17 protein-coding genes and 1 riboswitch are annotated in these 20169 nt (G+C 62.7%); of the genes, 8 read left to right on the forward strand and 9 right to left on the reverse strand.

Annotated features, from left to right (window positions below; translation table 11 throughout):
- Positions 1-25 precede the first annotated feature (25 nt).
- The 5 genes from RE432_RS02240 to RE432_RS02260 form a co-directional block, all read right to left on the reverse strand.
- Positions 26-856, reverse strand: coding sequence for a helix-turn-helix transcriptional regulator (locus RE432_RS02240; RefSeq protein WP_310931589.1), 831 nt, complete (start codon positions 854-856; stop codon positions 26-28).
- Between the two features lie 18 nt (positions 857-874).
- A complete protein-coding gene (gene metH, locus RE432_RS02245) occupies positions 875-4648 on the reverse strand; it encodes a methionine synthase (protein WP_310931590.1) in 3774 nt (1257 codons plus the stop codon).
- 150 nt (positions 4649-4798) lie between these two features.
- A complete protein-coding gene (locus RE432_RS02250) occupies positions 4799-6466 on the reverse strand; it encodes a hypothetical protein (protein WP_310931591.1) in 1668 nt (555 codons plus the stop codon).
- A gap of 15 nt (positions 6467-6481) precedes the next feature.
- Positions 6482-7660: a hypothetical protein gene (locus tag RE432_RS02255; RefSeq protein WP_310931592.1), complete on the reverse strand. Its 1179-nt coding sequence runs from the start codon at positions 7658-7660 to the stop codon at positions 6482-6484.
- Complete coding sequence (locus RE432_RS02260) at positions 7645-8520, reverse strand: hypothetical protein (RefSeq protein ID WP_310931593.1); 876 nt, start codon at positions 8518-8520, stop codon at positions 7645-7647. The genes RE432_RS02255 and RE432_RS02260 overlap by 16 nt, the downstream gene beginning before the upstream one ends.
- Positions 8521-8742: 222 nt before the next feature.
- Positions 8743-8923, forward strand: a riboswitch (cobalamin riboswitch).
- A 110-nt stretch (positions 8924-9033) separates the two neighbouring features.
- On the opposite strand from RE432_RS02260, the gene RE432_RS02265 reads away from it, so the two are divergent.
- The 8 genes from RE432_RS02265 to RE432_RS02300 all read left to right on the forward strand — a co-directional run bounded on the left by RE432_RS02265 (position 9034) and on the right by RE432_RS02300 (position 16464).
- On the forward strand, positions 9034-10926 hold the full coding sequence (locus RE432_RS02265; RefSeq protein ID WP_310931594.1) for a TonB-dependent receptor domain-containing protein: 1893 nt from the start codon (positions 9034-9036) through the stop codon (positions 10924-10926).
- A gap of 47 nt (positions 10927-10973) precedes the next feature.
- Complete coding sequence (locus RE432_RS02270) at positions 10974-11312, forward strand: toxin (RefSeq protein WP_310931595.1); 339 nt, start codon at positions 10974-10976, stop codon at positions 11310-11312.
- On the forward strand, positions 11309-11623 hold the full coding sequence (locus RE432_RS02275) for a transcriptional regulator (protein WP_310931596.1): 315 nt from the start codon (positions 11309-11311) through the stop codon (positions 11621-11623). The genes RE432_RS02270 and RE432_RS02275 overlap by 4 nt, the downstream gene beginning before the upstream one ends.
- A 108-nt stretch (positions 11624-11731) precedes the next feature.
- A complete protein-coding gene (locus RE432_RS02280; RefSeq protein ID WP_310931597.1) occupies positions 11732-12583 on the forward strand; it encodes a cobalamin-binding protein in 852 nt (283 codons plus the stop codon).
- A 108-nt stretch (positions 12584-12691) separates the two neighbouring features.
- A complete protein-coding gene (locus RE432_RS02285; RefSeq protein ID WP_310931598.1) occupies positions 12692-13489 on the forward strand; it encodes a thiazole synthase in 798 nt (265 codons plus the stop codon).
- Positions 13490-13499: 10 nt separating this feature from the next.
- A complete protein-coding gene (thiD, locus tag RE432_RS02290; RefSeq protein WP_310931599.1) occupies positions 13500-14321 on the forward strand; it encodes a bifunctional hydroxymethylpyrimidine kinase/phosphomethylpyrimidine kinase in 822 nt (273 codons plus the stop codon).
- 103 nt (positions 14322-14424) lie between these two features.
- Entirely contained in the window at positions 14425-15105 is a 681-nt protein-coding gene (locus RE432_RS02295) for a protein-L-isoaspartate O-methyltransferase (RefSeq protein ID WP_310931600.1), read from the forward strand.
- On the forward strand, positions 15106-16464 hold the full coding sequence (locus tag RE432_RS02300) for a TolC family outer membrane protein (protein WP_310931601.1): 1359 nt from the start codon (positions 15106-15108) through the stop codon (positions 16462-16464).
- A 51-nt stretch (positions 16465-16515) separates the two neighbouring features.
- On the opposite strand, the gene RE432_RS02305 is transcribed toward RE432_RS02300, so the two are convergent.
- From RE432_RS02305 to RE432_RS02320, 4 genes are all read right to left on the reverse strand, one after another.
- Positions 16516-16998, reverse strand: a complete 483-nt coding sequence (locus RE432_RS02305; RefSeq protein WP_310931602.1) for an adenylyltransferase/cytidyltransferase family protein — start codon at positions 16996-16998, stop codon at positions 16516-16518.
- A gap of 6 nt (positions 16999-17004) precedes the next feature.
- Positions 17005-17856, reverse strand: coding sequence for a ferritin-like domain-containing protein (locus RE432_RS02310; protein ID WP_310931603.1), 852 nt, complete (start codon positions 17854-17856; stop codon positions 17005-17007).
- 138 nt (positions 17857-17994) lie between these two features.
- Complete coding sequence (ubiB, locus tag RE432_RS02315) at positions 17995-19551, reverse strand: ubiquinone biosynthesis regulatory protein kinase UbiB (protein ID WP_310931604.1); 1557 nt, start codon at positions 19549-19551, stop codon at positions 17995-17997.
- Positions 19552-19553: 2 nt separating this feature from the next.
- Positions 19554-20132 carry an SCP2 sterol-binding domain-containing protein gene (locus RE432_RS02320; protein ID WP_310931605.1) on the reverse strand — a complete coding sequence of 193 codons (579 nt, stop codon included), beginning with the start codon at positions 20130-20132 and terminating at the stop codon, positions 19554-19556.
- Between the last annotated feature and the right edge of the window lie 37 nt (positions 20133-20169).

A 20169-nucleotide genomic window follows, 5' to 3' on the forward strand; every position in this document is an offset into this window, starting at 1 on the left:
CAATCCGGCCCCGGCAGGCCCTCGATCAGGCAGCGGCCGGGTTTTCCAGCAGCATGACCAGCTTGCAATCGGGACGCGTCGCCAGGCGGAACGTGATCTGCTGATACCGCAGTATGCCGTCCGCGGGGTGGTTGAACTCCCTGAGTCCCCCTTCCCGGTCCACCACCGCATGCCGTGTCCACCAGTGCGCGAATACCGGGCTGGCCTGCAGCAGCTCGTCGAGCACGGCCCGCACATCGGGCTCGTCGGCGTGGACGGCCGCATCGGCCCTGAACTCGGCCACCACGCGGCTGGCGCGCTGCTCCCAATCCACCACCAGATGGCGCGCCGCCGGATCGCTGAAGATATAACGCAGCAAATTGGGGGAGGCGTCCCGGTCGGGCCAGCCGTCGAACAGGTGCAGCAGCGCGCTATTGCGCGACAGCACATTCCAGCAGCGGTCAAGAATATAGGCCGGCGCGGTAATGCTGTGCACGCAGCCGGCCAGATAGGCCGGCAGCGGCATCACATAATCGCGGCCATGTTCGGGATCGGCGCATTCGGCCAGCTCGAACAGGTAATGACGCTCGGCCCGGGCCAAGTCCAGCACCGACGCCAGCCGCGACCAGACGCCGGCCGACACCGACACATCGCGCCCCTGCTCTATCCAGGTATACCAGGTGACGCTGATGCCGCATAACTGCGCGATCTCTTCGCGCCGCAGGCCCGGGGTGCGGCGCCGGACGCCGGACGGCAGGCCAACGGACTCGGGTTGCACCCGCCCCCGCGCCTGGCGCAGGAAGTCGCCCAGCGCCTTGCGCCGGACCGATGCGGCCTGGTCGGCGGACGGCGTAGAGCCCGAGGCTGTTTTTTGCATGATTACATCCTGCCGCCGCTACCTGAGCGTGCTGGCCAGCGTGCGCCGCACATCTTCTTCGTCGCGGCCGCTGCGCTGCACATAGTCTTGGACCTGGTCATCGCCGATATTGCCCACATTGAAGTACTGCGACTTGGGATGGCTGAAGTAAAAGCCCGACACACTGGACGCCGGGAACATGGCGTAGCCCTCGGTCAGTTCCATGCCGATTTCCCCGGCATCCAGCACCTCGAACATGTCTTTCTTGACCACGTGCTCGGGGCAGGCCGGGTAGCCGGGGGCCGGGCGGATGCCCTGATACTTCTCGGCGATGATGGCCTCGTTGTCCAGAGACTCGTCCGGCACATAGCCCCATAGATCGCGGCGCACACGCGCGTGCAGGCACTCGGCAAAGCCTTCGGCCAGACGGTCGGCAATGGACTTGAGCATGATGCTGGAATAGTCGTCGTTGTCGTCCAGGAAGCGTTTGTCGTACTTTTCGATGCCCAGGCCGCCGGTCACGGCAAACATGCCGATATAGTCGGCAACCCCGGTGTCTTTGGGCGCGATGTAATCGGCCAGGCATTTGTTCTCGACGCCCTCGCGCTTGACCGTTTGCTGGCGCACGTTGCGCCAGGTGAACAGGACGTCCGAGCGGGATTCGTCGCGGTAGATTTCAATGTCGTCGTCATTGACGGTGTTGGCCGGGTAGAACGCGACCACGCCGCTTGCCGTCAGCCAGCGGCCTTCGATGATTTTCTTGAGCATCGCCTGGCCCTCTGCAAAGACCTTGCGCGCCTGCTCGCCAACCACCTTGTCATCGAGAATGGCCGGATACTGGCCGAACAGGCTCCAGGTCTGGAAGAAAGGGGTCCAGTCCAGGAACTGCACGACTTCGGACAAGTCATAATTCTTGAAGGTGCGCCGGCCAATGAACTTGGGCCGGGGCGGCGTGTAGCCGGCCCAATCGATCTGCGGGCGGTCCGCGCGGGCCTGGGCCAGGCTGACCAGCGGGGTTGCCTTGCGGTTGGCGTGGCGCGTGCGCACCAGATCGTACTCTTCGGCGACTTCCGCCAGATAGCTGTCCACCTGATCCGACATCAGGTTGGTGGCCACGCCCACCGAGCGGCTGGCGTCGGGCACATAGATCACCGGCCCTTCGTAGTTGGGCGCGATCTTCACCGCCGTATGCACGCGGCTGGTGGTGGCGCCCCCGACCAGCAAAGGCAGCTTGCGGCTGCGGAAGTAGTCGTCACGCTGCATTTCCGAGGCGACATAGGCCATTTCCTCGAGGCTGGGCGTAATCAGCCCCGACAGCCCGACGATGTCGCAGTTTTCTTCCTTGGCCTTGGCCAGGATCTCGGCGCACGGCACCATGACGCCCATGTTCACGACTTCGAAGTTATTGCACTGCAGGACGACGGTCACGATATTCTTGCCGATATCGTGCACATCGCCCTTGACCGTGGCGATGACGATCTTGCCTTTGGAGCGCACGTCGCCGCCCGCGGCCTCGATCTGCCGTTTTTCTTCCTCGATGAAGGGAATCAGGTGAGCGACCGCCTGCTTCATCACCCGCGCCGACTTGACCACCTGCGGCAGGAACATCTTGCCGGCGCCGAACAGGTCGCCCACGATGTTCATGCCGTCCATGAGCGGGCCTTCAATGACTTGAATCGGCCGGCCGCCCGCATCGGCGATCTTCTGGCGAACCTCTTCGGTGTCTTCCACGATGAAGCTGGTAATGCCATGCACCAGGGCATGCGACAGGCGCTGCTCGACCGCCTGCTCGCGCCAGGTCAGGTCTTCTTCCTTCTTGACGCCCGAGCCCTTGATGGTCTCGGCCAGCTCGACCAGCCGTTCGGTGGACGTGCGCTCATCCGCCGGGTCCGTCTTGCCCAAGGGCTCGGCGCGGTCCAGCACCACGTCTTCGACCATGTCCAGGACTTTCTTATCGATATCCTGGTAAACGCCCAGTTGCCCGGCGTTCACGATACCCATGGTCATACCCTGCTGGATGGCGTAGTACAGGAAAACAGTGTGAATGGCTTCCCGCATGGCTTCGTTGCCGCGGAAGGAAAAACTGACGTTGGACACGCCGCCCGAGACGCGCGCGTACCGCAGGTTCTGGGTGATCCAGCCCGTGGCTTCGATGAAGTCCACGGCATAGTGGTTGTGCTCGTCGATACCGGTGGCAATGGCGAAGACGTTCGGGTCGAAGATGATGTCCTCGGGCGGGAAGCCCACCTCGTCGACCAGCAGGCGGTAGGCCCGTTCGCAAATGTCCTTGCGCCGCTGAAGGTTGTCGGCCTGGCCCTGCTCGTCGAAGGCCATGACCACCGCGGCGGCCCCGTACTTGCGGCACAGGCGCGCGTGCTCGAGGAAAGCGGCTTCGCCCTCTTTCATGGAAATGGAGTTGACCACCGGCTTGCCCTGCACACAACGCAGGCCCTGCTCGATCACGTCCCATTTGGAACTGTCTATCATGATGGGCACGCGGGCGATATCGGGCTCGGAGGCGATCATGTTCAGGAAACGCCGCATGCAGACGGCCGAATCCAGCATGGCTTCGTCCATATTGATATCGATGATCTGGGCGCCGTTTTCAACCTGCTGGCGCGCCACCGCCAGCGCCTCGTCATATTTTTCTTCGCGTATCAGCCGCAGGAACATCTTGCTGCCGGTCACGTTGGTGCGCTCGCCCACATTCACATACAGGGAGTCTTCGTCGATCGTCAGCGGCTCCAGCCCCGACAGGCGCGTCTTGATGGGCACCTGCGGTACCTGGCGCACCGGCAGGCTGGCCACCTTGCCGGCAATCGCCCGGATGTGCTCGGGCGTCGTGCCGCAACAGCCGCCGGCCATATTGACCAGGCCAGCCTGCGCAAATTCCTCCAGCAGGGAGGAGGTGTCTTCCGGTGTTTCGTCAAAGCCCGTTTCGGCCATGGGGTTGGGCAGGCCCGCGTTGGGATATACGCACACATAGGTGTCGCAGATCTTGGACAGCTCGGCCACATAGGGCCGCATCAGGGCCGCGCCCAGCGCACAGTTCAGGCCAATGGTGATGGGCCGTGCATGGCGGACCGAATTCCAGAAGGCCTCGACCGTCTGCCCCGACAGAATGCGGCCCGACGCATCGGTGACCGTGCCCGAAATCATCACGGGCAAGCGTACGCCGCGTGTCTCAAAAACGGTTTCAACCGCGAAAATGGCGGCTTTGGCATTCAAGGTATCGAAAATGGTTTCGATCAGGACGATATCGATACCGCCATCCAGCAGGCCGTTCAGTTGTTCTGTATAGGCATCGCGCAGTTGCTCGAAGGTCACGTTGCGCGCGGCCGGATCATTGACATCGGGGGAAATGGACGCCGTTTTGGGCTGCGGCCCCAGGGCGCCGGCCACAAAGCGCGGGCGCTCGGGCGTGCTGTACTCATCGCAGGCGGCGCGCGCCAGCTTGGCCGACTCCACGTTCAGTTCGTAGGCCAGTTCGGGCAGGCCATAGTCGCCCTGGGCAATGGCGGTGGCGCCAAAGGTATTGGTTTCGATGACATCGGCGCCCGCCGCCAGGTACTGGCGATGTATCTGGGCAATGATGTCGGGCCGCACCAGCGACAGCAGCTCATTATTGCCCTTGACGTCTTTGACGTGCTGCGCAAAGCGCTCGCCGCGGAAGTCCGTTTCGCTTAATTTGTATTGCTGGATCATGGTGCCCATGGCCCCATCCAGAATCAGGATACGTTCACCCAACAAGCGCGCAAACCCGGCGCCATGGGTATAAGAAGAAAGCGGATACGGCAGGGAAGGATAAGACACGGCTGACCTGAAAAAGGTAAAGCGGTACGCGCCAAGGCGCAAAAGCGTGCGCCAGGCTACGTCCGGACTAACTATAAGAATAGTGCCTATTGTATCGCCCGGCCATGCCGGGGCGGCGGCGGGGCGGCCCGGCGGCCGCCCCAGCGGCGGCTATTGCTTGAAGTACTTGGTGCCGCCGATGTTCAGCAAACGCCCATCGTAGCTGCATGAAGCCGAACCGCCGGGGATTTTCTGGCGGCTCAGCACCTTCCCGCCCGCATCCCGGTAGATGCCTTCTTCGTATTCAAAACGCATGCTGTCGTGCGAGCCGCTGTACCGGAAGTCGATATCGAAGGTATACGAACGAGCGCCGCCATAGGTATGCTGCCACATATGGCCGCGCCCGCGGCCATCGAAGGTCAGTTTGCTTAAGCCGCTGTTCGTGGCGTATTGCCCATTGACCCGGCCGCAGCCGCTACCCGACTGCGTCATGGCGGGCGCTTGCGGCGGCGCCTGTTCGGGCGCGGGAGCGGGCGCCGCCCCAGCGGGCGGAGGCGCTGCCGGTTTTGCCCCGGAGGCCGCCGGCGCGGCATCGGGCGCGCGCGGCGGGGCTTCTTCGGCCGCCTTCGGCTGGCCGGACGGCGGCGGCAGCGCCGCCTGCTCCGCCGCGGCCTTGGCGCGCCGGCGCGCCTCGACCCGCCGGGTGTAGTCGGCGCTGGAGGCAATGCGCTCACCCTCGATGTACCGGCATTGCCCCTTGCGCCCATTGGGCATCACACACGCGTAGATGCCATCCAGTTCCGTGGCATCGGGTCCCGGTGCTTTCAGGATGACTGTGCCGTCGGCCAGCTTCAATGCGCCTTCGCCCACAGGCTCGCCTCGCTCGAACACCCCCGTCCATGCCGTGCCGTCCGGATACCGCATCGTGCCTTCGCGCGGCTCGACACCCTCGTACCGACCCTTGAAAATACGGCCGTCCTGGTATTCGGTGGTGACGCCATCCTGTAATCCATTGTCCTGTCCCAGCGCGCCATCCACCTTGCGGCCATCCACAAATACAGGCTGCCCCGTGAACTGCCCTTGCTCATCCGCCGCCGCTTCTTCGACGGTGGCGACCCGCTTCTGTCTTTGGAACAGGTCCAGCTGCCCGCGCCCTGCGGGCTTGTTTCCTTCGCGCGGGCCGTAATAACGCCCTTCCAGTCCGGCCGGCAGGGCGATCCGCAAGGGTTGGTAGGTTTGCCGCAGGCGCAGCTCGCGCGCAGCTGGCCCCAACGGCGCCAGCACCTGCTCGGCAGCCACCCCTTGCAGCACTGAAACCGCGCCCGAAGACGGCTCGACATACACAACCGTGGCCGCCCCCGAGCCCACCGGCACCCAGGCGTCGAACAACGGGCCTTGCGCCAGCACGCGCACTTGATAGCGGTCGGGCCAGAGCTGCGCCTTCAGGTACATGCCCGCCCCCATGGCAGTGGACAAAAAGGGCATAAAGCCCTGCTGCGCCGCTGCAGCCGTTACCTGCAAACGCCAGCCCTGGGTGTTTCGGCCTTGCTGATCGGCAATGACGAAATACAGATCGCCTGGCGCATGCGGGCCGGAAGCTGCGGGCCGTACCGCGGCGGTGGCACGCGGCGTGGCCGCGCGGGCGTCCGGCGCAACAGCTCCCGCTTCCGCACCGGCTCCCGCCGCAGGACCCGCCCCGGCGGCCGGTGCTTTGCCCGCCCCCGGCGCAAAGGTATCCAGCACCGCCAGGCAGCCCGTCAGCAAGGCAGTGGCGGCGGCAAGGCACAGCCATAAAGCCAGGCGCCGGACCGGCTTGCCGGGATAGGCGCGCTCAGGCATGCGGCCCCGTCATGTTCATTCTCCGCATTGCGGCGACCCGCAACCTGCGCTGCATACGCTGGCAACCCGCTGGAATTCACCCACCAGATTGCAGGCATAGATACGGGTCATTTCCTGCTTGGCCGCCAGGCAAGACGGTGTCTTGTAGGTAATGGGCACCGAGCTGGAATGCCCGCTGGGGCAACTGAATTGATACTGGCTGGTGCTGAATGAGGCCGCGCTGTTCGCCGCTCGCGACGGAGCACTTGCCATGCCGGCGCCGGACGCAGGCGCCCCGCCCACCCGGGTGGCTCGGGCGACCGCGGCCTGCACGACATTGCCGCCCTGGCCTGCGCCTATGGTGTTGCCCAGATAGCTGCCGGTTTTCTGCTGCACCAGGGTCGCCAGCGCGTTGGACTGGCCATCGGTCATGACGTCGCTGAACAGGGCCGACCCTATGCTCATGACATCGGAGCTGGGGATATTCGCGGCGGAAAGAATCAGGCCACCCAGCCCCAAGGCCAGCATCGGCCCAAAGCTGGACGAGGTTTCGGCCTCTTGTGCGGCACGCATCTGCTCTTCCCGAAACCGCGCAACCTGGGAGGTATAGCGCTGCTCGATACGCGTCAGGTATTCAGGCGTAGCTTTGACGAAATGCAGCGGCACCGTTGCCACAGCGTTCTCGGCCACGTAGACGCCCTTGTCCTGCATCCCGTCATGACGGGTGAAGGACCCAATCATCACTATTGTGCCGCGCGGCCGGGCGGCCGCCTGGTCGTGAAAGTACTTGAAATCGCCACGATACAAGCCGTTGAACCCGATCGGCATGTTTTCCCTGACGCTGGAAAGATAAGACCCCCGGCTGTACGTGTACAAAGTCCGCCCGGTATAGGGATTCGGGGTGGCCTCCATCTGGCCTTCGAACACATCCATGCCCCGTGAAAGTATGCCTTCCACCGGGCCGGTGTTGCCTGTGCTCAGGCGCTGGCGCAGCATTTCGGGCGTGATCGTGTCCTGCCAGGCCTGCTCTCGTATCTGGTCTTGATGCTGCTGAGCCCGCAGCATATTGTCGTCCAGTATTTTCTGCCTGTCTTCAGGGCTGTACTGGCTGTAAGGGTCGGGAACCGTCGTGGTCGCCAGGCACCCAGCCAGGGCAAGCGACACCGCGGCGGCCAAGCCGCTGCGCGCGCAACGGCGCATCACGTGTCCGGGCATTGCAAGGCCTTGATTTCGGTCCCGTTTTGATAGCACACCTTGTCCTTGTTGATCTGGACCAGGGTGGGATCGAAATACTCCGTCAAGCCATGGTAGTTGCCGTTCTTGCTGCGCGAGCGCATGAAAAGCTTGCCATCCGTATACATGGTGCTCACTTCCCGCACGCCATCGGGGCTTTCCGTGACATTGACCACCACGATTTTCCGCGCCGCGTCGAAGCTGAACATGACGCGGGGCTTGATCGTTTTGCCACTCTGGTCATCGGTCGCGTAGGTCAGGAAGTAGCTGACATCCTGCGCCGCCGCGCCTTGCGGCGCCACAAGCTCCCCCGAAGCCAGCTTGTGATAGGTCGTGCTCCGGTTGCGCGTGAAGCTTGTGCTCTCGCCCACCGCGCGGCCCTGCACCTGGACACCCTGTACGCGCAAGGCTGTGTGCGTGTCCATGACAATATTGCTCATCTCGGTGCGGCTCAGGCTTGCCTCCACGTATTCAACAGGCCCCGAGAAGACACCATCGCCGTCTGGGCAGGCTCCCGAAATCATGGATTGCGCAGCCTCTTTGATCGTCGTCATCACCGCGCCGGACGCCGCCGCCGCCCATTTATCGGCCTCTTTCTGCCGCTGAGCCACATCGACCTTGCAAGCCACGCCCTGGCCCAGGTCGAAATAGGCATCGCCCTGAGTGATCATGCGATTCAAGTCCGCCAGGGCGCGCGGCGCCAATGCCGCCGCAGCCGGGTCGGGCACCGGTCCCAGCGACCTCAGGGCCTCTTGGGCCTGCGCCAGCGGGGCCATCAAGAAACCCGCAGCCAGCAGCGCAAGCGATTTGCGGCATCCATACCGTCGTGCAACTGTATTCACCCCTATCCCCTTTTATTCTTAAGCTGATTCAGTTGGTCTGCATACGTTTCATCCGGCGCCGCAGGCAGCACGCCCGCCTGTCCGTCTGCGAGCACGCGCGGCGCGGGTTCGGCGTACATTATCAGATATATCAAAATGTGAAAAGAAAATTCTGACTGCGGCCTGAACATCGAAGCCGGCACAGCAATCAGGCAAGTCGCTGTGATATATTTCGTCACGAAAGAGGTGCTTTCGGAGCCAGGCATGCACAGCGGTGCCCGCCCGCGCTCTGCGAAAGTCAAATGGGAAACAGACCCCGCGCTTGCCCGCCACACAACGCTGCGCGAACAAACTGTGCTGCCCCCGCAACGGTAGGCATGCCATGCATGCCAGCCCGACACCAGCCTTGATCACCCCTTGGTCCATTTCCTGGTCTTCAGGCATGTGCGGCGCGCTGCGGCGCACCGCCCGCCGCAGCCAGGGATGTTTTTATTGCTTCCGACGTGCGGGGACGCGCGTTTCTCAGGGTCTATCATGCCTTTCACATTCAATCGGCAAACGCTTGCCGTGCTTTCCTGTCTTGCTGCCGCCACGGCAGGCGCCCAAACCAACACCCCCGCCCCCCAGCTCGATAACATCGTGGTCACGGCCAGCCGTACGCCCCAACTGGAAAAAGACGTCATCGGTGATGTGACCGTGATCGACAAGGCTGACCTTCAGAAGCAAGGCCAGAACAGCGTGGCCGACATCCTGGCCAAGCAACCGGGCATTCAGTTTTCCAATAGCGGCGGGCCGCAGACGCAGACCAGCATTTTCCTGCGCGGCGCCAACGCAAGCCAGACACTCGTGCTGATTGATGGCATCCGCATCAACAGCATCACGTCAGGCGCAACCAGCTGGAATGCCATCGACCCATCCGTCATCGAACGCATCGAAGTGGTGCGCGGCGCCGCCAGTAGTTTGTATGGTTCGGACGCCATCGGCGGCGTGATCAACATCATTACCCGAAAAGGCGATGAAGACCGCCCGCTCAGCGCCTGGAGCAATATCGGCTATGGGTCCGACGACACGTTCAAATCCAGCCTGGGCTTTTCAGGCGCCCAAGATGGGTGGGACTATGCGCTGTCGGCCAGCATGGCGGACAGCGGGGGATTCAACGCCACGAACCCGCAGTCGGGCTCGTACAACAGTGACGTGGACGGCTACAGCCAGCATGCCCTGTCCGGTTCAGTGGGATACCGCTGGCGCCCCGGCCACCACATTGGGCTGACGGCCTACAACGGCTATATCGATGGCGATTTCGACATGGGCATGGGCGACCTGCCCGCCCATGCCATCACGCGCCAGCAAGCCTATACCCTGACCAGCACCGACGACATCACCGATTTCTGGCAAAGCGTGCTGCGATTTGGCTTCTCGAAAGAGCATAACGACAGCCGGAGCTTCGGCGGCGCCTATACATTCGGCTCGCTGCAACGTTCCTATTCGTGGCAGAACAACCTGAAATTTTCAGAGAGGCAAAATGTTTCGGTGATTCTGGAAAGACTGGAAGAAAGGCCCGACGCCGCGTCCAACTACACCACCCGTCAACGAGACACCAATTCGGCCGGCCTGGTGTATCGAGGCAGCTTCGACAGGCATCATGTCCAGGCCAGTGTGCGCAACGACAACATCACGGGCTACGGCAACGAAACCACCGGCGGCCTGTCCTATGATTTTGACCTGGCCCCGGCATGGACGATAGGCGTCTCGGGCAATACCGGTTTTCGCGCCCCTACATTCGCGGACTTGTACTACCCCTTTGAACAGTACTATTGGAATGGCTTTCCATCGGGCTCGTTCTCGGGCAACCCCGATCTGAAACCTGAAAAATCCCGCAATATCGAGGCCCGCCTGCGCTACACGACAGACACCACGCGCCTGGGGCTGGTGGTTTATCAGAACAAGATCCGCGACTTGATCAACGGTTACAGCTGCGATGTCAATTTTGACTGCACGGCCAGGAATATCGATCGCGCGACGATCCGCGGGCTCACGTTGACGGCCGAGCAAGATTACGGCAATACAAGCTTCCGCGCCAGCGCCGACTTCATGAACCCGCGCAATGACAACCCCGTGGAAGGGGAGTCCGGCAGCCGCCTGATCCGCAGGGCAAAGCAGGTTTACATGCTGGGCGTCGAGCACCGGATCAATGCCTTGGCCCTGGGCGCCGAATACCAGTTCACAGGCAAGCGCTACGACGACGTGGCCAACCAGATTGCGCTGGGCGGCTATAGCCTGGTCAACTTGACCGCCGCCTACGATTTCAGCAAGAACGTGGGCGTGCAGGTTCGCTGGAACAATATTCTGGACAAGGACTACACCCTGGTGCGCGGCTACAACACGCCGGGCTCCAACGTCTTCGTGAACTTCTCGTTCAGGATGTAAGCGGAAAGCCCCTTGTATGTATCCGCAACTTGCGTATAATTTGAGAAATGAAAGCCGTCTTCGTCGAACTGCCCGCCTTCACCCGCTACCGAGGCGACTACTTGGACGACGAGGGTTTCCGTGGTCTGCAAGTGGCCATGATGAAGAATCCCGAAGCCGGGGATGTCATCGAAGGTACGGGCGGCCTGCGCAAGTTGCGGCATGGCGACCCGCGCCGAGGCAAAGGTAAGCGAGGCGGCTTGCGGATGATCTACTACTGGTGGGATGGCGGCTCGCAATTTTGGTTGTTCACCCTGTACGACAAGGACGAAATGACCGACTTGAGCCCCGACGAGAAGAAGGCGCTCAAGGGCATGTTGAAAGTGGAACTGGAGGCGAGGCGATGAAAAAGCGGAACCTGTTTGCAGAGATTGTCGAGGGCTTCGATGCCCTGACGAATGCGCGCGTTGGCAAGCAGACGCTGCGCACGCACGAGGTGGAAACTCACCCGGCGCCGGACGTGACCGCCGACGAGTTGCTGGCCCTGCGCGAGCGCCTGCACCTGTCGCGCCCGGTGTTCGCCCGCTACCTGCGCATCAACCCCCGCACCCTGGAAAACTGGGAGCAGGGCCGCGCCAAGCCCAACGCTCAGGCCGCCTTGCTGATCCGCCTGGTCGAGAAGTTCCCCGATACGGTGGAACGGCTGGCGGTGGTATGACAGATTTGCAAAAGCGGGTATGAAAGCGGGTACAAAATGACTATGCCAGCCAGTACAGCAAGCAATGGCGCGGATCGTAGCCCGTTCTTCCCGTTTAACGTGTAAACCGTGAGGCTCCGGGCGCCCGCCGGCATAGCGGCAATCCGTTTTGCCGCTTGCTGTCTGGCGTGGAGCGCCGGCGCCGCCGCGCAAGCGCCCGCCACCCGCGCCATTGCGCTGGCCCCGCACATTACGGAATTGATTTATGCCGCCGGCGCGGGCGACAAGATCGTTGCCACGGTCATCAGCAGCGATTACCCGCCCGCCGCCCAAGCCATCCCACGCATCGGCGACGGGCTGCACGTCAGCGTGGAAAAAGCCCTTTCCTTCCGGCCGAACCTGGTCGTCGCCTGGCTGCCCTATGGCGCGGCGCAGGCCCTGGCATCGTCATTGTCCAGCCTGGGCGTTCCGCTGATCTATTCGCGGCCTGAAAAGCTCGGCGACATCCCCGCCGAAATCATTCGCTTCGGCAAGCTGTTCGGCACCGAAGCCCAGGCCGGTGCCATGGCGCATACGCTGACACAGCGCCTTGATGCGCTTGGCGCCCGGTATGCGCAGAAAAAACCGGTATCCGTTTTTATCGAAGTCGGCACCTCGCCCCTGTACACCATCGGCAGCGACCCCTTGCTGAACGACGCGCTGCAGCGCTGCGGCGGCGTCAACATCTATGCCGCCGCGAACGTGGCCGCGCCGCAGGTCAGCGTGGAAAATCTTCTGGTCAAGCAGCCCGATGTCGTCATTACCCCCGCCATCGCAGCCGGCGCGCAGGACGATGCCCGCCAGCGCTGGGCAGGCTTGAAGCTGCCCGCCGCCTTGCGCGGCCATGTCTATGCCATAGACCCCGATGCGCTGTTTCGCCCCGGCCCGCGCCTGATTGACGCCACAGAGCAGCTTTGCCGGTATCTGGACCGGGCCAGGTAAATATGAAGCCCGGTGTGTGTGAAGCCCGGCGTCCCGCACACACCGGGCGCAAATGGATTATTCTTTCATATTGCCCCACCCACACCGTACTCAACACGCCGCACACACATGAATTACGCAGATACGCTTGACATTGCAGGACGCCAGTATTCCTCACGCCTATTGGTAGGTACGGGCAAATACAAGGATTTTGAAGAAACCCGCCAGGCCATCGACGCCAGCGGGGCAGAAATCGTTACCGTTGCCATACGCCGCACCAATATCGGCCAGAACGCCAATGAACCCAATCTGCTGGACTTCCTGCCGCCCTCGAAGTTCACCATCCTGCCCAACACCGCCGGCTGCTATACCGCCGAAGACGCCGTGCGCACGCTGCGCCTGGCGCGCGAACTGCTCGACGGCCACGACCTGGTCAAGCTCGAGGTGCTGGGCGACAAAGACAACCTGTTTCCCAATATGCCCGAAACCCTGGATGCCGCGCGCACCCTGGTCAAAGAAGGCTTCAAGGTCATGGTGTATTGCACCGACGATCCCATTCAGTGCCGCATGCTGGAAGACATCGGCTGCGTCGCCATCATGCCGCTGGCTTCACTGATAGGGTCCGGCATGGGCATTCTCAACCCCTGGAACCTGCGCCTGATCATCGACCAGGCCAGCGTGCCGGTGCTGGTGGATGCAGGCGTGGGCACGGCCTCGGATGCCGCCGTGGCCATGGAACTGGGCTGCGACGCGATTTTGATGAATACCGCCATTGCCGGCGCGCGCAATCCCGTTCTGATGGCCCGCGCCATGAAGCAAGCCGTCGAAGCCGGCCGCGATGCCTTTTTGGCGGGCCGGGTGCCGCGCAAGCTCTACAGCGCCGACCCCAGCTCACCGACCGAGGGCCTGCTCGAGCCCCGCAAATAAACGATAACGCATGATCCCCAACACGCTTTCCATTGCCGGCGTCGATCCTTCGGGCGGCGCGGGCGTCCTGGCCGACATCAAGACCATGAGCGCCCTGGGCGCCTACGGCACGGCCGTCATTGCCGCGCTGACCGCGCAGAACACCCAGGCTGTCACGGGCATATGCCCCGTGCCGCCCGACTTTGTCGCCGCGCAGATCGACACGCTGTTCGCCGATGTGCGCATCGATGCGGTGAAGATCGGCATGCTGGGCCAGCAGGCGGTCACGCGCGTCGTGGCCGACCGCCTGGCCCACTGGAAGCCCGCGCATCTGGTCCTGGATCCGGTCATGGTGGCCAAGAGCGGCGACCACCTGCTGGAACGGGCCGCCGTCAACGAACTGCGGGAAAGCCTGCTGCCCCTGGCCAGCATGATCACCCCCAATCTGCCCGAAGCGGGCGTACTGCTGTCGGCTTCCCCGGTCGAGACACTGAAAGAAATGCGCCGCACGGCCGAGAAGCTGCGCCGCCTGCTGAGCGACTCGGGCGAACGATGGGTCTTCCTGAAAGGGGGGCATCTGCCCGGCAACGACACGATCGATGTCCTGCACAATGGCGACCGCCTGATCGAGCTGCCCGGCACGCGCATTGCAACCCGCAACACCCATGGCACCGGATGCACCTTGTCGGCGGCGTTGGCGGCGCTGCTGCCGCAAGTCAATGATGTGCCCGAGGCGGCACGCCAGGCCAAGGCCTATCTGGTCAATGCCATTGCCCGCTCAGGCGAGCTGGGCGTGGGCTCGGGCCACGGCCCGGTGCAACATTTCCATGCCTGGTGGCGAGCGCCAAAGTAACACAAATACGCTATAGTAAGCACAATGTACGCTCATCCGGCCAAGCGCCGGAACCAGCCTCATACAATACTATTCTTTACTTTTGTTTTTATTTGTAGAAACCATGAACGTTACTGCCCTGTCAGAAATCGAACGTGCTCGATTCAATATGGTCGAGCAGCAGATCCGTCCCTGGGAAGTGCTGGATACCCGGGTCCTGCAGGCGCTTTTCGAAGTCCAGCGCGAACGCTATGTGCCCGCCCCCATGCAGGGCCTGGCCTTTTCCGACGTCGAGCTCCCGCTCATCATCAATTCGGTCGATACCCGCGAAAGCATGCTGACGCCCAAGGTCGAAGCGCGCCTTGCCCAGGAATTGCAGCTCAAGCCCACTGACTGCGTACTCGAGATCGGCACCGGGTCGGGTTACCAGGCCGCCCTGCTGGCCCGGCTGTCGCAACAGGTCACCAGCATTGAAGTCGATAGCCGCCTGGCCAGCTTCGCCCTGGAAAATCTGCAGCGCAACCATGCGGACAACGTCAAGGTCGAGACTGGCGATGCCCATGCCGGCTGGGGCACCACCGAATACGACGCCATCCTGGTCACCGGGTCGGTGCCCGTCGTGCCCGACGCCCTGAAGTATCAGTTGCGCCTGGGCGGCAGGCTGGTGGTCGTGGTGGGCCAGTCGCCCGTCATGACAGCGTGCCGCATTACCCGCACCAGCGCCGCCAGCTTCGAAACCACCAGCCTGTTCGACACGGTCATCAAGCCGCTGCGCGGCGCAGCAGTCAGCCAGTTCAAGTTCTAAATGGCAAAAGCAGGCAAGTACGTTACCCTGGGACTTGCGCTGCTTCTGGCGGCCAGTGCGCTGCCCGGCCACGCGCAAGCGTCCCGCCAGCCGACGCAAGACCTTCTGCAAATATGGCAGATGGCGATACAGCGCGACCCCATCTTCGCCGCCAGCCAGGCCGGACGCAACGCCGAACAAGAAAAAATCCCGCAGGCACGGGCGCAACTGCTGCCTTATGTTACGGCCGATACGGTTGCCGAACTGAATGACCGCCGCCGCATCAGCGGCCTGAACAACAGCAACAGCGACCGGCGCGCCCTGTGGGCGCTGACCCTGACGCAACCCATTATCGACCTCAGTGCGTGGGGCGGCCTCAAGCGGGCCGAATATATCGCCAGCCTGGCCGATGTTGCGCAGGCCAACGCCTATCAAGACCTGATCCTGCGCGTATCGCAGGCCTATTTCGATGTCCTGGCCGCCCAGGACACCCTGCGCGCCCTGCGGGCGGAAAAGGCCGCCGTCGAAACACAGCTTCGCGCAGCGCGCCAGGGTTTCGAACTGGGCAGCACCACCATCGCCGACACCTACGAGGCCCAGGCGCGGCTGGACTTGCTGAATGCCGGTGAACTTCAGGCGGAAAACGCGCTGCAGATCAACCAGGACGAACTGGCTCGGCTCATCAACGAACGGCCGGGCCAACTGGCTGAACTGGCGCCCGGCACCGAGCTGCCTGGCCCCAACCCCAATCGCCTGAGCGACTGGACCCATCAGTCGAGCAACGCCAGCCTGACGGTGGCCCAGGCGGACCTTGCCGCCAAGATCGCCGAAAAACAGATTGATATCGCCAAAAGCCAGCACTACCCGCGCCTCAGCCTGCAGGCGCAAACGGGCAGCGCAAGCGACCGGGGCCTGTACAACACCGACGGCGGCCCGCGTTCCCTGAACAGCAGCATCGGGCTGCAATTATCCATTCCCATTTTTACCGGCGGGGAAATCTCATCGGTGGTGCGCGAACAGACCTCGCGTCTGCAGCAGGCGCGCTACGAGCTTGAAAATGCAAAACGCCAGGCCGTGCAGTCGACACAGCAGCATTTTTCGGGGGTGACCTCGGGGCTGGCGCAAATCAAGGCCCTGCAGGCCGCGGAAAAATCCAGCCAGGCCTCGCTGCAAGCCAACCAGACCGGCTACGAAGTGGGCGTGCGGATCAATATCGACGTGCTGAACGCGCAGCAGCAGTTGTACGAGACCCAGCGCAGCCTGTCACGCGCCCGGTACGATACGCTGATGAGCAGCCTGCGCCTGAAGGCCAGCAGCGGCATCCTGACCGACCAGGACATCGTCGCCATCAATCAGTTGCTGACCGACCGCCCCTCTTGATCCGGCCGGCGGGCCGCCACCACACACGGCCGCCCTTGCGGGCGGCGACCCCTAGCGCCGTATCTTGCCGATCAGCGCCGTGGTCGAACGCTGGAACTCGAACGGAATCGCCACTGCCCGCCCGCCCCAGCTTCTGACGCTGGCGGTTTCAGGCAAGGTATTCATGTCGTAATCGCCCCCTTTGACGATCACGTCCGGCCTGAGTTGCTCAATCAGGGCCTGCGGTGTGTCTTCGTGGAAGTCCGTCACCATGCTGACGCAGGACAGGGCCGCCAGCAGCGCGGCCCTGTCGGCCAGCGTGTTAAGCGGCCGGTCATCGCCCTTGCCCAGGCGCCGCACCGACTCATCGGTATTGATCGCGACGATGAGGCTGGCTCCCAGTTGGGCAGCCTCGTCCAGGTAGGTCACATGCCCGCGATGCAGGATGTCGAACACACCGTTGGTGAAAATCAGGGGCCGCGGCAAGGCGCCGGCCTGCACCGCCGCCACGCATGCCTGCCGGGACAGGATCTTGGATTCGAATCGGGCCGCCATGCTTGATCAGGCGGGAACAACCGTCTTGATCAGTTCTTTACGGTAGCGGTTCAAGTCCTGCACCGTATTGAAGGTATTGTCCATGAGCAACGACATATTATGCAGAATCCGCGAGCTGACCTTGGTTTCCCAGTCGTTGTCGAAACAAATCTGATTGTCCAGCCAGTTCTCCAGCCAGCCCGGCGACGGCAGCTTGGACTGCACCGTATCTTGCGGATAAAGCTCTTTGTTGACGTGCAGATTGGTCGGATGCAGGGCCTGCGGCGTGCGATGGGCCGACGCCATCAAGACACCGATCTTGGAAAAGGCGATACGGGCGTTATGGCCGAATTCCTTGCCCTGATACACCAGGGCGCGTTTCATGTAGCGCAGGTAGGCGCCGGCATGGCGGGCCTCGTCTTGCGCAATAATCTTATAGATGGCCTTGATGACCGGCTCGGTATGCCAGTCGGAAGCGCGCCGATACCAGTGGTTAAGGCGTACCTCGCCGCAAAAATGCAGCATCAGCGTTTCAAGCGCGGGCGCCGGGTCGAACTCGAAGCGCACCTTGTGCAGCTCTTCTTCGGTGGGCACCAGCTCCGGGCGGAAGCGGCGCAGGTATTCGATCAGCGCCAGCGAGTGCTTCTGCTCTTCAAAAAACCATACGGACATGAAGGCGCAAAAATCGCTGTCGTCGCGGTTGTCGCGCAGGAACATCTCGGTGGCCGGCAGGGCCGCCCATTCCGTGATGGCGTTCATTTTGATCGTATACGCCTGATCGTCGGACAGCTTGCTGGCATCGTATTCGTCCCATGGAATGTCCGACGCCATATTCCAGCGCACCGCTTCCATTGATTTGAACAGTTCAGGGTAAAGCATAGAAATCTCTCTTAAGTATCTAAAATGACACCGCCAGGGCGCGCCACCTGCATCCTGTCACTATAAGGCGTGCAGTTAACAGGAATATTTCAGCAGGATTGATGTTTTTATATGGGCCGGACCCCTGGAAGCGGCCACTTAGTGCCGGGTCAGTGCCCATACGGCGACCCCCAGTGCGACCGCCACGATGGCGGACAAGGCCATCAACAGGCGATTGGTCTGTTCCTGGGCGCGGCGCATGCGCTGCACTTCCAAGTTTAACCCAGGGCCGGTGTCGGGGCGGTTCAGGTTGGCATACACCAACCGGGGAATCTGCGGCAGGAGCTGGGCCCACTGGCTGGCTTCTTTATCCAGTTGCCGGCGCAGGCCGGTCAGGCCTATGCGTTCGTGCATCCATTTTTCCAGATAGGGCTTGGCCGTCTGCCACAGGTCGAGGTTGGGATCGAGTTCGCGGCCCATGCCCTCGACATTCAACAGTGTTTTTTGCAGCAACACCAACTGAGGCTGTATCTCGACATTGAAACGGCGAGACGTCTGGAACAGGCGCAACAAGACCTGCCCCAGGGAAATTTCAGACAAGGGCCGGTCGAAATAAGGCTCGCATACCGCGCGCACCGCCCCCTCGAGCTCTTCTTCGCGCGTGGTGGGCGGCACCCAGCCCGACTCGATATGCAATTGCGCCACCCGGTGATAGTCGCGCCGGAAGAACGCCAGGAAGTTCTGCGCCAGGTAATTTTTGTCGAACTCGGACAGCGAGCCGACGATGCCGAAGTCCAGGGCAATGTAGCGGCCCAGGGTTTCGGGCTGGTCCGACACATAGATATTGCCCGGATGCATGTCGGCGTGGAAAAAGCCGTCCGAAAAAACCTGCATGAAGAAAATCTCGACGCCCTTGCGGCCCAGCTCGCGGGTATCGATATTGGCCGCCTTCAAGCGCTCGATCTGGCTGATGGGTATGCCCCGCATGCGCTCCATGGTGAAAACCGTGGTGGCGCAGTATTCCCACACGACCTCCGGGATCATCAGCAGATGCTCGCGACCGGCCTCGGCGGAAAAGTTGCGGCGCAACTGACTGCAATTGGCCGCTTCGCGGATCAGGTCAAGCTCGTCGTGCAGGTAATTGTCGAACTCGGCAACGACCTGCCGGGGTTTCAGCCGGCGGCCGTCGGCGGCCAGCCGTTCGACCAGGCCGGCCAATACGCGCAGCAGCGACAGGTCTTTTTCAATGATGTCGCGCATGCCCGGGCGCAGCACCTTGACCGCGACATCGCGGCCATCGTGCAACACCGCAAAATGCACCTGGGCGATCGAGGCCGACGCGACCGGATCGGTTTCAAAATGCTTGAACAAGGTATGGGGCGAAGCGCCCAGCGCGGCCTCGATCGAAGCCGCCGCCTTGTCGGACGGGAAAGGCGGCACGCGGTCCTGCAGCAATGCCAGTTCGACGGCGACATCCAGCGGAATCAGATCGCGCCGCGTGGACAGCACCTGACCGAACTTCACAAAAATGGGGCCCAGCGACTCAAGGGCAAGCCGCAAACGCACGCCGCGCGGCGTCTTGGGCGGCCGGCCGAACCGCGCCACCCGCAACAGGCCATACGCCACCGGATGCTTGATGCCCGACAGGACGAGTTCGTCGAGCCTGAAGCGCAGGGCCACGCAAATGATGTGCAGCAGGCGGAAAAGCGTGAACATGATCAAACCCCGCGCGCAGAACGCGGCGCAAGGGCCGCAACGCGGCGGTCAAGCTGATCGAGCCTGTTCGCCATGGCCTGCACATCGGCGGTCCAATCATCAAAGGCGGGCCGGCTTGCCAAAAGCGCGCTTTCTTCAGACAGGAACTCGCTGACATTACCCGCCAGGCGGACCGCCGCCGACTGCACCCCCCCGGCCAATACACCGCCCGCTTTCAGCAGGCGGACCGCCGCCACGTCGCCCACCACCCTGGACAGGTCGTCTTCGACATCCCAGCGCAGATCGCGCGCCAGGTCGGAAACCACCTGCGCCAGCCCCGCATCGCCTTGCACGTGCAGCAGTTCAGTCAGCAGGGCCGGATCGCGGGCGTGCAGCACACCAGGCAGATCGGCCAGCCGGTCGGGCGGAATGGTCAGCGTGACGTCGGGCACCACCGCCCGGTCGGACGGCTGGACCAGACCGGCCGCCTGCACCGCAAAGCTGATTTTGAAGTTGCCCACCATGAACCTGACTGTCTTCCCCGCGTGCCTGGCCAGACGGTCGCGAGCCCAGTCTTCGCGCTGCAACAAAGTGTTCAGCACACGTGCATAGACTGCGACGGGAGCAACAAAAGAGGGC

The organism is Pusillimonas sp. SM2304 (assembly GCF_031628915.1).
In the GTDB taxonomy this organism is placed as follows: Bacteria; Pseudomonadota; Gammaproteobacteria; order Burkholderiales; family Burkholderiaceae_B; genus Pusillimonas_C.

Coding starts and splice junctions, on each gene's coding strand:
- RE432_RS02240 (WP_310931589.1), bottom strand. CDS start 856: ATGCAAAAAACAGCCTCGGGCTCTACGCCGTCCGCCGACCAGGCCGCA.
- RE432_RS02250 (WP_310931591.1), bottom strand. CDS start 6,466: ATGCCTGAGCGCGCCTATCCCGGCAAGCCGGTCCGGCGCCTGGCTTTA.
- RE432_RS02255 (WP_310931592.1), bottom strand. CDS start 7,660: ATGCCCGGACACGTGATGCGCCGTTGCGCGCGCAGCGGCTTGGCCGCC.
- RE432_RS02265 (WP_310931594.1), top strand. CDS start 9,034: ATGCCTTTCACATTCAATCGGCAAACGCTTGCCGTGCTTTCCTGTCTT.
- RE432_RS02270 (WP_310931595.1), top strand. CDS start 10,974: ATGAAAGCCGTCTTCGTCGAACTGCCCGCCTTCACCCGCTACCGAGGC.
- RE432_RS02275 (WP_310931596.1), top strand. CDS start 11,309: ATGAAAAAGCGGAACCTGTTTGCAGAGATTGTCGAGGGCTTCGATGCC.
- RE432_RS02285 (WP_310931598.1), top strand. CDS start 12,692: ATGAATTACGCAGATACGCTTGACATTGCAGGACGCCAGTATTCCTCA.
- thiD (WP_310931599.1), top strand. CDS start 13,500: ATGATCCCCAACACGCTTTCCATTGCCGGCGTCGATCCTTCGGGCGGC.
- RE432_RS02295 (WP_310931600.1), top strand. CDS start 14,425: ATGAACGTTACTGCCCTGTCAGAAATCGAACGTGCTCGATTCAATATG.
- RE432_RS02300 (WP_310931601.1), top strand. CDS start 15,106: ATGGCAAAAGCAGGCAAGTACGTTACCCTGGGACTTGCGCTGCTTCTG.
- RE432_RS02305 (WP_310931602.1), bottom strand. CDS start 16,998: ATGGCGGCCCGATTCGAATCCAAGATCCTGTCCCGGCAGGCATGCGTG.
- RE432_RS02310 (WP_310931603.1), bottom strand. CDS start 17,856: ATGCTTTACCCTGAACTGTTCAAATCAATGGAAGCGGTGCGCTGGAAT.
- ubiB (WP_310931604.1), bottom strand. CDS start 19,551: ATGTTCACGCTTTTCCGCCTGCTGCACATCATTTGCGTGGCCCTGCGC.